This window comes from Paraburkholderia sp. LEh10, assembly GCF_017814945.1.
In the GTDB taxonomy this organism is placed as follows: domain Bacteria; phylum Pseudomonadota; class Gammaproteobacteria; order Burkholderiales; family Burkholderiaceae; genus Paraburkholderia.
In genome coordinates, this window is sequence record NZ_JAGIPX010000084.1 from 18,122 (window position 1) to 30,075 (window position 11,954).

12 protein-coding genes and 1 pseudogene are annotated in these 11,954 nt (G+C 57.6%); 2 read left to right on the plus strand and 11 right to left on the minus strand.

What is annotated here, in order from left to right; genetic code table 11:
• The first annotated feature begins 290 nt into the window (after nucleotides 1–290).
• On the plus strand, nucleotides 291–824 hold the full coding sequence (locus J8I87_RS45270) for an FAD-binding protein (RefSeq protein ID WP_209937612.1): 534 nt from the start codon (nucleotides 291–293) through the stop codon (nucleotides 822–824).
• Here J8I87_RS45270 and J8I87_RS38405 read toward each other — a convergent pair.
• Nucleotides 792–1,700, minus strand: a complete 909-nt coding sequence (locus tag J8I87_RS38405) for a LysR family transcriptional regulator (protein ID WP_209937613.1) — start codon at nucleotides 1,698–1,700, stop codon at nucleotides 792–794. The genes J8I87_RS45270 and J8I87_RS38405 overlap by 33 nt on opposite strands.
• Nucleotides 1,701–1,811: 111 nt before the next feature.
• Between J8I87_RS38405 and metE the strand changes: the two genes are divergently transcribed.
• Nucleotides 1,812–4,103, plus strand: coding sequence for a 5-methyltetrahydropteroyltriglutamate--homocysteine S-methyltransferase (metE, locus tag J8I87_RS38410; protein WP_209937614.1), 2,292 nt, complete (start codon nucleotides 1,812–1,814; stop codon nucleotides 4,101–4,103).
• Between the two features lie 284 nt (nucleotides 4,104–4,387).
• Here metE and J8I87_RS38415 read toward each other — a convergent pair whose 3' ends face one another.
• The 10 genes and pseudogenes from J8I87_RS38415 to J8I87_RS38460 form a co-directional block, all read right to left on the minus strand.
• Nucleotides 4,388–4,672 carry an EAL domain-containing protein gene (locus J8I87_RS38415; protein WP_245254464.1) on the minus strand — a complete coding sequence of 95 codons (285 nt, stop codon included), beginning with the start codon at nucleotides 4,670–4,672 and terminating at the stop codon, nucleotides 4,388–4,390.
• Nucleotides 4,651–5,469, minus strand: coding sequence for an EAL domain-containing protein (locus J8I87_RS38420; RefSeq protein ID WP_209937615.1), 819 nt, complete (start codon nucleotides 5,467–5,469; stop codon nucleotides 4,651–4,653). The genes J8I87_RS38415 and J8I87_RS38420 overlap by 22 nt, the downstream gene beginning before the upstream one ends.
• A 5-nt stretch (nucleotides 5,470–5,474) precedes the next feature.
• Nucleotides 5,475–6,574, minus strand: a pseudogene (locus J8I87_RS38425) (IS630 family transposase).
• A 46-nt stretch (nucleotides 6,575–6,620) separates the two neighbouring features.
• Nucleotides 6,621–6,863 (minus strand): diguanylate cyclase domain-containing protein, encoded by a 243-nt coding sequence (locus J8I87_RS46500; RefSeq protein WP_209937617.1) that lies wholly within the window; start codon nucleotides 6,861–6,863, stop codon nucleotides 6,621–6,623.
• The gene (locus J8I87_RS38435; RefSeq protein ID WP_209937618.1) at nucleotides 6,832–7,863 is read right to left on the minus strand and encodes a PAS domain-containing protein; all 1,032 of its coding nucleotides are present in this window, start codon (nucleotides 7,861–7,863) and stop codon (nucleotides 6,832–6,834) included. The genes J8I87_RS46500 and J8I87_RS38435 overlap by 32 nt, the downstream gene beginning before the upstream one ends.
• Nucleotides 7,864–8,002: 139 nt before the next feature.
• The gene (locus J8I87_RS38440; RefSeq protein ID WP_209937619.1) at nucleotides 8,003–8,407 is read right to left on the minus strand and encodes a hypothetical protein; all 405 of its coding nucleotides are present in this window, start codon (nucleotides 8,405–8,407) and stop codon (nucleotides 8,003–8,005) included.
• Between the two features lie 18 nt (nucleotides 8,408–8,425).
• Nucleotides 8,426–8,944, minus strand: a complete 519-nt coding sequence (locus J8I87_RS38445; RefSeq protein ID WP_209937620.1) for a hypothetical protein — start codon at nucleotides 8,942–8,944, stop codon at nucleotides 8,426–8,428.
• Nucleotides 8,941–9,630, minus strand: coding sequence for an outer membrane lipoprotein-sorting protein (locus tag J8I87_RS38450; RefSeq protein WP_245254469.1), 690 nt, complete (start codon nucleotides 9,628–9,630; stop codon nucleotides 8,941–8,943). The genes J8I87_RS38445 and J8I87_RS38450 overlap by 4 nt, the downstream gene beginning before the upstream one ends.
• Before the next feature lie 118 nt (nucleotides 9,631–9,748).
• Nucleotides 9,749–11,155, minus strand: coding sequence for an ABC transporter permease (locus tag J8I87_RS38455; protein WP_209937622.1), 1,407 nt, complete (start codon nucleotides 11,153–11,155; stop codon nucleotides 9,749–9,751).
• Nucleotides 11,152–11,853 carry an ABC transporter ATP-binding protein gene (locus J8I87_RS38460; protein ID WP_209937624.1) on the minus strand — a complete coding sequence of 234 codons (702 nt, stop codon included), beginning with the start codon at nucleotides 11,851–11,853 and terminating at the stop codon, nucleotides 11,152–11,154. The genes J8I87_RS38455 and J8I87_RS38460 overlap by 4 nt, the downstream gene beginning before the upstream one ends.
• Nucleotides 11,854–11,954 lie beyond the last annotated feature (101 nt).

Below are 11,954 nucleotides of genomic sequence, written 5' to 3' on the forward strand. Positions count from 1 at the left end.
GGGTCCGGAGCTTATCTCGCACCACGCATGCAATCAATTTTTGACTCGGCTCCGCGCCGCGAACCCCGGACATCAGGCGTGAGCGTTGTCACGCTGTCTCCGCGTGGTGCGGACATCCAATACGAGCGCCGCCCGAGTCGGCACGATAATAATGAACCGACCCAACTGATCGCCGCTCGCGACCGAACGCTGCACTATCGGCGCGACGGTTCATTCCTGTCGTATGCCTTGAATGTACAGCTTACATTTTCCTAAAGTGAAGCTGGCCGTGTGAAGCAAATTGACGACTCGTGCACCGAAAGCTGCGCGATCACGTCCCCAGGCGTCCCCCACATCGCGACGCCCCGTTCCGCACAGTTGATGCATCCGTCCGCACGGTGCGTGCGGAAAGCGGTTGCAATTGGGGTGAAGTTAATGACGCACTCCAGCAGTACGGCCTTGCTGCCAGAGGTGACTTCGTGTCGATTACTGGCGCGGCGGGACTGACGCTGGGTGGCAGACTCGGCTGGCTGGTCCGCAAACATGGACTCGCGCTGGACAATCTTCAGAGCGCCGAGATCGTGCTCGCCGACGGTCACAGGGTGACGGCCAGCAGTCATGAAAACGAGGATCTGTTCAGGGCGATACGTGGCGGCGGAGGCAACTTCGGCGTGGTGACGTCGTTCGAATTCAAGGTACACCCGACCGGAACCGTACTCGCCGGCATCGTGCTCCGTCCCGCCAGCAACGCGGCGGGCGCAATCGCTCAGAAACCGCGCGTGATGACGTCAAGCTATGATCCGGTGGTGCAACTAGCCGCGCAACTTCGCCTCCGTCCGCTTTGACTCGCGCGCAGTCTTGACGAACGCCATCAGGTATTCGATTTCGTCATCGGCCTTGCGCGTGCCGAGAAAAATCTGCTTCGCGATGCCCTTCTTGCCAAGTTTCAACGGCGTGAGCGGCATCCGGCCTGCGTATTCCTCCGCGAGCCAGCGCGGCAGCGCTGCTACGCCGCGGCCGCTCGCGACCATCTGCAGCATGATGTCGGTCGTCTCGATCACCTTGTGGCGCCGTGGCACCACGTTCGCGGGCGTCAGGAATTGCGTGTAAATGTCGAGCCGGTCCGTTTCGACGGGATACGTAATCAGCACTTCGTTCGCAAGCTGTTCAGGTGTGACGTACGGTTCACCCGCCAGCGTGTGCTCATCGGCAACGACCAGCACCTGTTCATAGTCGAACACGGGCTGGAAGTGCAATTCGGGTTTTTTTAACGGGTCGGGCGTCACAAGGACATCTATCTCGTAGCCAATGAGCGCGCCAATGCCGCCGAACTGGAAACGCTGCTTCACGTCGACATCGACATCAGGCCATCGCGCGAGATACGGCGAGACCACCTTGAGCAGCCACTGATAGCAAGGATGGCATTCCATGCCAATGCGCAGCGTGCCGCGCTCGCCCTGCGCGTACTGCTTCATTCGCTCTTCTGCAAGCTCGAACTGCGGCAGCATACGATTCGCCAGTCCAAGCAGGTACTGGCCCGCTTGCGTGAGCCGCATCGAACGACCCTCACGCGTCCATATCGGCGTGCCCAGTTGCTGCTCCATTTTCTTCACGGCATGGCTCAGGGCCGATTGCGTTAGATTGAGGGTATCAGCGGCCGCCGTGAGCGAGCCTTGGCGCTCCACCTCACGCACGACCAATAGATGACTGCGCTCCAGCATTGCTCACTCCATGAACGGAATTAATGTTCGCATGAAATAAATCCATTTTTATTCATGTGGAGAAAATTCTATCATCGCTCCCAGCTACTTTCCTCTGGACGGCAACGAAACATGGTCACGTCGCATAATCTGGGTTTTCCGCGCATCGGCGCAAAACGTGAACTGAAGTTCGCGCTCGAGAAATATTGGAACAACGAGTCTTCGCGTGACGAACTGAAGAGGGTCGGTGCGCAGCTTCGCGAGCGTCACTGGAAAGACCAGGCCGCGCTGGACTTCGCACCCGTTGGTGACTTCGCGTTCTACGACCAGGTACTCGACATGAGCTTCACACTCGGCAATCTGCCGGAACGCGTGCGCGGCTTTCATGGCGATGCGCTCGACAACTATTTCCGCGTGGCGCGTGGACGTTCGGCTCAGGGTGCAGAAGATCACTGCACATGCTGTGGCGGTGTCGCTGCAGGTGAAATGACGAAGTGGTTCGATACCAACTATCACTACATCGTCCCGGAGTTCGACGCGAACACCCAGTTCTCGCTCGATCCGGCGCGTCTGCTCGAACAGCTTGCACAAGCACGCACGCTCGGCGTCAAAGTGAAACCCGTCATCATCGGACCCGTCACGTATCTCTGGCTCGGCAAGGCGAAGGACGACTCCGACAAGCTCGCGCTGCTGCCGCGCCTGCTGCCCGTGTACGCGGCGCTGCTCGACTACTTCACCGCGCAGGGCATCGAATGGGTGCAGATCGACGAACCCGTGCTTGTCACGGAACTCAATGCGACGTGGCATCAGGCGTTCCGCACCGCGTACGAAGCGTTGGCGGAGCGCCGCGTCAAACTGCTGCTTGCCACCTACTTCGGCCAGTTGCAGGACAACCTCGCACTCGCGTGCAAGCTGCCCGTCGATGGTCTGCATATCGATGCGATCAACGCTCGCGACGACATCATGAAAGCCGTCGCCCAACTGCCCGCGACGTCGGTTGTTTCGGTCGGCGTAATCAATGGCCGCAACGTCTGGAAAACTGATCTGACGGCTGCGCTAGAGTGGCTTGAGCCGCTGCATCATTCGCTCGGCGATCGTCTGTGGATCGCGCCGTCGTGCTCGCTGGTGCACACGCCCGTCGATCTCAACAGCGAACAGAAGCTCGACGCCGAGATCAAATCGTGGCTCGCATTCGCGCTGCAAAAGCTCGATGAACTCGCGGTGCTGGCGAGCGCGCTGAACAACGGCCGTGATTCGGTCGCAGAAGCACTCGCCGCCAACGCCAGGGCCATCGAAAGCCGTCGCACGTCGCCGCGCGTGCACAACCCCGTCGTGAAGGCGGCCATTGCACGCATCGATGCGTCGCTCGGCACGCGTGTGAGCGCGTATGAGCAGCGCGCTGAGAAGCAGTCCGCGATTCTCAACCTGCCCGCGTTCCCGACCACCACGATCGGTTCGTTCCCGCAGACGAGCGAAATCCGCCACGCACGCAGCCAGTTCAAGGCGGGCGAACTCGATCAGGACGGCTACAAGGCTGCGATGGAGCAGGAAATCACGCGCGCCGTGAAAGAACAGGAAGCGCTAGGCCTCGACGTGCTCGTGCACGGTGAAGCCGAACGCAATGATATGGTCGAATACTTCGGCGAGCAACTTGACGGCTACGTGTTCAGCCAGTTCGGCTGGGTGCAATCGTACGGTTCCCGCTGCGTGAAGCCCCCGATCCTGTTCGGCGACATCAGCCGCCCGAAGGCAATGACGGTCGAATGGACCAGGTACGCACAGTCGCAAACGACCAAGCCAATGAAGGGCATGCTGACGGGCCCCGTCACGATCCTGAACTGGTCGTTCGTCCGTGATGACCAGCCGCGCGCGGTTTCGTGCTACCAGCTCGCACTCGCGATCCGCGAAGAAGTGCTGGACCTCGAAAAGGCGGGTATGCGCGTGATCCAGATCGACGAAGCCGCGCTGCGGGAGGGACTGCCGCTGCGTCGCGCGCAATGGAACGAATACCTTCAATGGGCAGTGGAATCGTTCCGCATCGCGGCGAACGGCGTAAAAGATGAAACGCAGATCCACTCGCACATGTGCTATTCGGAGTTCAACGACATCATCGCGTCCATCGCCGACATGGATGCGGACGTCATCACGATCGAAACATCGCGCTCCGACATGGAACTTCTCGATGCATTCGACAACTTCAAATATCCGAATGAGATCGGCCCAGGCGTGTACGATATTCACTCGCCGAACATCCCGAGCGAGGAACACATCGTGAACCTGATGAAGAAAGCGGCCGAACGCATTCCGGCAGAACGTCTGTGGGTCAACCCGGACTGCGGCCTGAAGACGCGTGCATGGGCTGAAGTGATTCCCGCGCTGACCAATATGGTTGCGGCTGCGAAAACCTTGCGGCAGTCGGTCTGATCGTTGCGATCGGTGTCGCGTCGCTCGGGTGCGGATTTTCAAGACATCACGATCCGGAAAGAATGGGAGGCCACCTGCGGGTGGCCTTTTTTCTTGCCCGTGGCGGAAGCACAAGAGAATGTGTCTCCGTGCGCAGGGGATTTCGTCACTACCAGTGCCCTGTCTGTTGTTGGAAAAAGCGCACCAATAATTCAAACGCTGATCATCGAACAAAATGCCTCACCGACTAACCGCGGCATGACGATTTGGTCAACGCGTGGAAGCATTCTGAAGGAATTTTTGATTCATGTTCCGCTAGCGATATTCCGGATTTCCGCTTCAATCCACGGAGTGGGTCTACCGATATGAATTCCCTGTGCAAAATCTACCCCTAACGCATCCAGGGCTTGCATCGTTTCCTCATTCTCCACAAATTCTGCAACCGTCATGCACTTCATCGAGTGGCTCATTTCGTTAATCGACTTGACGATGCCAAAAGTCACTGGATCATGAACCATTTCCTTGATTAAGCTTCCATCAATTTTCACGTAATTCACTGGAAGATGCCTCAGATATCCCAGAGACGACATGCCAACACCGAAATCTTCCAGCGCGAAGCGGCATCCCAGCGCCTGAAATTCACACGTATAAACCTCGACGCAGACGCGAGGTCACTCATTGCCGCGGTCTCCGTCAACTCGAAACATATCATCTTGGGATCCACTTTGGATCGAGCGAATTCGCTAAGAATATGATCGATAAACCGCTCATCTCCGATCGACGTGGCTGATAAATTGATCGAATATTCCGAAAATTTCGTTTCATCGAGACTAGCTATTGTCTGCAGTGCGGTCCGTATGACCCATTGATCCAACGCAATCAAGAGACCATACCGTTCTGCGGCGGGAATGAAAAGACTTGGTGGCACAACATGGTCAACTCCCGTGTGATTGAACATTCTCAGTAGCAATTCCCCTCGAACCTTTCCTGATGTGGAGGAACAGGAATCATGCACGCTGACGATCGGCTGCACATGCAAACGAAGTTGCTCGTGCGCGAGAGCCTGTTTCAACCTTCTTCCCCAAAGAGCATCATCGACATAGCGCGCCTGTTCACAATCCGAAAGAGACGCCTTTTGTACACGGTCGCGCCCACGAGCCTTTGCTACATAGCATGCGATATCCACAAGACGCATCACCTCCTGTACGTCCGCCGATGTCTCGACTTCCGACAGGTCCAACAATCCGATACTCAGACTTGCTTCGAATGGTTGGCTGTCCCATCCAAATTGACGGTCCGCGACGCTCTTCCTCATTCTTTCGGAAATGACTTTTCCTTCCGAGCGGCTACAATTGCGAATCAAGACCGCAAATTCGTCACCTCCCAAGCGGGCTAGTGTCGCGAGTTAGAAATTCGTAGACAAAATCGCTTGACGCTGGCGAGGATGTCATCGGCCGATTTGGTCCAATTGAAAGGTCTCGGATCAGTGTTGTTGATCTGGATATATTGGCGAATCGCCTGTTCGAGTTGCCGGGTGGAGCGATGAGTGCCACGGCGGATGTATGTCTCGCTGAGCGTGGCAAACCATCGTTCAACCTGGTTAATCCATGAAGCGGAGGTTGGGGTGAAATGCGCATGAAAACGCGGATGGCGAGCCAGCCAGGTATTGATCGCGGAGGTCTTGTGCGTACCGTAGTTGTCCATCACCAGATGCACGTCCAGTTGGGTGGCACGTTGGCCTCGATGGTGCGCAGGAACTGCAGGAATTCACTGCTGCGGTGACGTCGATGCAGTTCGCCAATGACTTCGCCTGTGGAGATGTCCAGCGCCGCGAACAGTGTGGTCGTGCCGTGGCGCATATAGTCGTGCGTGCGTCGCTCGGGGATGCCCGGGGCCAGCGGCAGCATGGGCTGGGTGCGGTCCAGCGCCTGGATCTGGCTCTTCTCGTCCACGCACAACACCATGGCCTTCAATGGCGGATCCAGGTACAGCCCGACGATATCGCGCACCTTGTCCACAAAAAATGGATCAGTGGAGAGCTTGAAGGTCTCCTGCCGATGCGGCTGCAATCCGAAGGCACGCCAGATCCGCGACACGGCTGTCTGCGACATCCCCATCTCGCGGGCCATTGTGCGCGTGCTCCAGTGAGTCGCGCCCGTGGGTACGGACTCGAGCGTGCGAGCGACGACCGCCTCAACCTGCGCGTCCTCGATCGTCCTCGGTGCTCCCGGACGCGATGCATCGAGCAACCCGTCCACGCGGTGATTGATGAATCGCGAACGCCACTTCGAAACCGTATGCGAGGTAACACGCTGTCTTGTCGCGACCGTCTTGTTGTCGATACCCTCGGCGCAGGCCAGCACAATGCGTGCGCGCAAGGCCAGCGCCTGCGCGGTCTTGCGCCGCATCGTCAGTGCCGTGAGCTGTTCGCGTTCCGCTTCACTCACGACCAGTGGCGCCTTCGGTCTTCCTCTCATCATTGCCTCGCTCATTTGCGAACCCTGCAACCCAGGTTAGTACATAACGCAAATAAGGCAATCAATTTTTAACTCGGGATACTAGCGTGTCATTTCCAGAAAGACAATGCCCCATCAGTAGCGCAATCTCGACGAGCATGCGATCACCTGCAGCGTGGCCGCATGTATCGTTCACCATCTTGAATCGGTCCAGGTCCACGTAAAGCAGAATCGATGTAGAGTCGCACGAAAAAGTGTGCCTACAAACAGAGAGATGATCCGCCAGCTGCCGCTCAAACTCCCGTCGATTGACCAGTCCTGTCAACGCATCGTGTGCAGCTTGCCACGCAAGATTGCTGATGTACTCTCTCCCGCGTCATATCTTTGAGCACCAACACATAACCGACCATCCTGTCGTCAAGCGCTCCCGTCATGATGCTTGATGCAGAGGCATGCACATACATCTTGGTGCCGTCGTCTTTCCTTAGCAGGTATTCAGATTCCGTCGCCGTACGCCCAGCATCGAAAAGCTCGTCGGTAATCGAACTTACTGGCGAAGTGTCCGTATGCGCAAGCGTGATGATCCGGTCCACCGAGTGACCCACGTATGACCTGTTCTTCACATCAATCATCTCTTGCGCTGCTGCATTCATGTACCCGACGTGCCCACTCACATCGACCATCAACACCGCTTCGGAAAAAATAGATTCCAGCGGTACGCGCGCTCTTGCCTCGGTTTCTCGTAAAGCGTCCTTGATTCGCATTTGTTTTCGTGTCGATAGATTGACGTAGACCATCACCATCAGTAGTAGACATACGAATGCCACCACGTCAAATAGCATCAACGCAAAAGTGAAAACCCTGAACGAGCGGCCCATCGCGTCTGCGAATTCTTGCGCCAGTGGCGCGACGTCGGAATTGATCTTCAATATTTGCTGCTGACACTGGTCGACCAGTTCTGGCGTGAGCTCGCCACGCTGGTGACGCTCCCGCAATTCGGTCGCAACGTCATTCAAGCGCGCCAGGATGGCATCCCCGACTGCCCAAGCGGCTATGGCCTCGTTCACGAAAGGAAGATGTTGGACCACTCGTGCGGTCAAGACCAGATTGTCTACGTCATCGATCTGAATCTCACTTGCCGCGAGCGACGTTCTGGCCATACCCCGATCAACCGATCCACCGTCAAGCATGGCGATACGAGCGCGACGCAGGGCAGGTTGCCAACTATCTGAAAGGCTTCCAGATATCTTTTGTAGAAAAGAGAATCGCGCGTCTGGGCATAAACGCTCAGATTGAATACAGCGTCCTTTTCTGCCTTCGACCATACCGACTCGCCTCCAATATACGCGCGCATTGCTGACATAACGTTCAGACTAACGACCAAAAGCATCGATACGGTCGCCACAACTAACACGAAGGGGACAATCGCGCGCACGGCATTTTTACAGGACACTGACATCTGCATTATTCAAGGAAGTTATTTTGGTTTCGGCACACGGTCCGTTTGATCCGTCCACAACGGCGATCGCGGCTCATCTTTAGAAATTCACAACTGAACGGGATGGCCCGTTCGATCGCACAGGCGCGACTCAACCAGGGTATGGCCCATGGTGAAACAGCGATTATCGCCAAGGTCTTCCGCATTCTCATCGACAGATGCTGCGGAATTCGATAAATGACAGGCCGATGATTTATAAGAAAATGACGAAGGGCCGCCAGATCGACATGGTCCTCGCACATGGACGTGAAAATTTCTTGATTAAGAACTGGTTCCATCGCGGCGCTTGTATTGCCTATCGTCTCGTGAACCGACAGCGGGTACCGGGCGACTTCATTTATATTTCCATCCAGCACGAACTCGTCGCGCATACGTACCTCCTGTCAGGTTCACAGGCTGACAATATAGGATCCGTCCCTGGATGTTTCCATAAGGTAATCTTGTAAAAACTGAAATATGAAGTGTTCGAAGCGCGCTGAGACGTTCACGTTCACCGACGGCACGATCGCCTGCTGATACATCACATCGAACGACAGCTGATTGCGTAGTGACGACGGCGCATCGCGATAGCCGCTCTCTCGCACGGCATCCTGCACGAAGTACTTGTACGGATGACCGGCGGCGGACGACGACTGAACGGGTAAAGCGTCCGCGAGATCGAGCGCCGCTGCGTCTGCGTCACCGCTGGAGGGACCGCGCGCAGGCGCGTCAGCCGCGTGCAACGATGATGCATCGGCCGTCGTCGCGGGCACCGTCGGCCCGGACGACGTGACGTCCGTCTGGTCAGCCGAATCACTCGGCATTGCCGGTTCAGCAGCTTCGTTCGCCGCAGCATCCCGCGGCAGCCACGCTGCGAGAGCGAGCAGCGCGGCTGTCGTCGTCAGCAGGCCGGACCGGGTTGCACTCATTGCGATTTGAAACGCGGAAGGTAATCACGCTGCATCCACGCATCGGGAATCTCGCGCCACGCGTAGTTGGAGCGCATCACTGTCACCCAGCCCGGATCGAGCCCGTCTATGATGACGACCTCCGTCGGCCGAACATTGCCTAGCTGCGGCGTGTAGCCGCGATAAAACGCCGTCTTCAGCAGATGGTCGCTCTCCGAATAGAACTTCGCTTTCACAGGTCGATTGCTTTGCGCGTCGAGCCACATCTCGATGCGCTTGTAGGTGAGGTCTGGCGCGTTGCCGACGAGCGAAAGAAGGTTGCAGCGACGAGTCTGATGATCGCCGTCCATCACGTCTTCCGTGCCCTTCAGTGTCGCCGTGTAGTCGTGAGAAAAATTGGTCGTGACCACATCGCCATTCGATTGCTGACCGAGCAGGCGCTGATCGGGAGAAATGCGCACGCTTGCCTGGCTTGCTGGATCATAGAACCACAGGTCGTTCCCATTCTTCAGCATCAGCTTGCCGACATCGCGCGCAGGTGCCTCGAAACGCACCAGCGTACGAAAGGTTGAACCGCCCTCATCGGGCTTCGAGAATATCTGCAGCGAATTCCCGTCGACCTGCTTGCCGGCGCGATATTCACTTAGCTCTGCATTCAGCACAAAGGGCTTCGATGGAGAGCGGATCGAGTCGCTTTCAGCAAGCATCTTCTGCGCGTCTGGCGCGAATTGCGCAACCACCGACGATGCAACACAACCCACTAACAACGCCACAAAAAGCGAACGAAGCACGAAGCGCCTCCTCAAAAAAGTACTGGTTTGAAAGTCACACATGGCGCAATGCATCGACGATGGAAAGCCGCGCCGCATTGCGAGCGGGCCACCACGCAGATAACACCGCCACGGCGGCGAACGTCACGAACACCAGCCCGATGTCCAGCCATTGGCCCCCGACACGTACCGTCAGCGCGATCGAATCGACACGCGCGGGCGGCGTCCACGTGAGGCCGCTGTGATTGATCGCGGTCGCGAGCAATAGCGCAACCACGACACCCGCGGCTGTGCCGAACAGGCCGAGCAGCAGACCGTCGCAAACGAACAGCTGCTGGACATCGCTGCGGCGATTACCCATTGCACGCAGCGTCCCGATCTCCACCGTGCGCTCGACGACTACGGTACTCATCGTGTTCGCAATGACAAACAGCACGATTGCGCCGATCAACACAAAGACAAAGCCGAAGATCACATCGAACATTGCGTTCGTCTGATCGTAAGATGGATTGAGCGTCGCGAAATCGAGCACGTCCATTGGCTGATCGGGGAAGCGGGCCTCAAGCAGTTGTCTGATGCGGCGTTGCGCGGCGGGCAACTGCTCCGTATGCCGCAACTCCACCTGGATTGCCGTCACGCGCGGGTCGTCCGCGCCATAGATCAGCCGCTTTGCCGCCCGCAGATGCAGCGCAAGATAGATGTCGTCCAGTTCCTTCACACCTTGCTGCTCGGCTTTGACCACCGTAAAGCTTCCAACGTTTGGCGCGCCGTGCGCGCTTGACGCAAGCACGTCGATATGGGCGCTCGACACGGACGCAGACCGCGTCGACGCCTCTGCATTGGCAAGCGCCAGCAAGTCGGGAGGCGCGTCCACAGCCGCGCGCTGCCCGCGGCCATCTGCAAGCACCTGTGGCGTCTCGCACGACGCAACACGCAGCGGCGCGCACAACTGGAGGACGCGCGCGAGCCCTTCTCCTATGACGGCGGCATCTTCGGCTGTGCCTTCCAGCGGCGATCGTTGACGATCAGGCGGGAATTCATATTCGTTCCACTCCTCCATACGCGTCTGATCGGCAGGCACAGTGCCTTCCGCATAGACGGTTCGCGATACGCCCGCATCGAAATTGCCAGCGATGCCGCCCAGTTGCAATGTAGGCGTGACGACGAGTGTCATCGGTTGCAGTACTGGGTCTTTGCGCAGTATGTCGATCAGCTGCACATAGTCACGTATGCCGTAGGCCGTTGGGTTGCCGATGCCATACTTGAAATAACCGGTTCGCTGGACCTGTAGATGGCCGCTGTGCCGGACGAGATCCGTCTGCATGCCGAACCGGATGTCTTTGCTAAAGCCGCCGAACAGCAGAATCCTGCAAACGCCAATGACGATTGCCAGCAACGTCGTCAACGAACGTCGCTGATTGCGTTCCAGGTTGCGCAGCGCGAGGATCAGCGTTTGTTTCATATCGCGTGGCTCCTCACGCACACGGCCCGCACGATCCGTCCATCGCGAACCTGCACGACCTCGTTGGCTGCCGCCTGCACTTGTGGATCGTGCGCCGACACGACGAACGTCACCCGTCGCTCCCGCTGCATCCGGCGCATGAGCTCAATGATCGAAGCGCCTGTCTGGCTGTCGAGGTTTGCCGTCGGTTCGTCCGCGAGAACGAGCGGCGGTTCGACAGCCAGTGCGCGCGCAATGGCTACGCGTTGACGCTCTCCGCCGGACAGTTCCGACGGACGCCGCCGAGCCTTCTTCGCGAGCCCAACGGCATCAAGCAGTTCCTCGACACGCTGCGCCCGCGTACGTACGGGCAGACGCGCCATCAGCATCGGATACTCGACGTTTTCGTACGCGGACAGGACAGGCAACAGATTGAAATTCTGGAAGACATGCCCGATGTGACGCGCACGAAAGTCCGAAAGCGCATCGTCCGATAATCCGCTCGTGTCCTGAGCGCAGATAACGACACGACCGAGATCCGGTCGGTCAATGCAGCCCATCATATTCAGCAACGTGGTCTTGCCGCTTCCGGACGGACCGCTCAATACGGTCAACGCCAACGGCACGATATGAACTGAAACGTCGTGCAGACCCATCACCTCCAGGCGTCCCATTTGATAAGACTTGAATATATTCTCCACACTGACGGCATAACTCATATCGTCTCTTGATATCCGGACTCTCTAGGGAAAGTGTTCAAAACTCGCCCATGCCATGCTGTTCAACCCGAAGCCTGCCAGGCACAATAAGCGCATGAAAC

Bases quoted from the DNA above. Each gene is read 5' to 3' on its own strand.
- J8I87_RS38405 (WP_209937613.1), bottom strand. From the start codon at position 1,700: ATGCTGGAGCGCAGTCATCTATTGGTCGTGCGTGAGGTGGAGCGCCAA.
- metE (WP_209937614.1), top strand. From the start codon at position 1,812: ATGGTCACGTCGCATAATCTGGGTTTTCCGCGCATCGGCGCAAAACGT.
- J8I87_RS38415 (WP_245254464.1), bottom strand. From the start codon at position 4,672: ATGTCGTCTCTGGGATATCTGAGGCATCTTCCAGTGAATTACGTGAAA.
- J8I87_RS38435 (WP_209937618.1), bottom strand. From the start codon at position 7,863: ATGGTCGAAGGCAGAAAAGGACGCTGTATTCAATCTGAGCGTTTATGC.
- J8I87_RS38440 (WP_209937619.1), bottom strand. From the start codon at position 8,407: ATGCGCGACGAGTTCGTGCTGGATGGAAATATAAATGAAGTCGCCCGG.
- J8I87_RS38445 (WP_209937620.1), bottom strand. From the start codon at position 8,944: ATGAGTGCAACCCGGTCCGGCCTGCTGACGACGACAGCCGCGCTGCTC.
- J8I87_RS38450 (WP_245254469.1), bottom strand. From the start codon at position 9,630: ATGCTTGCTGAAAGCGACTCGATCCGCTCTCCATCGAAGCCCTTTGTG.
- J8I87_RS38455 (WP_209937622.1), bottom strand. From the start codon at position 11,155: ATGAAACAAACGCTGATCCTCGCGCTGCGCAACCTGGAACGCAATCAG.
- J8I87_RS38460 (WP_209937624.1), bottom strand. From the start codon at position 11,853: ATGAGTTATGCCGTCAGTGTGGAGAATATATTCAAGTCTTATCAAATG.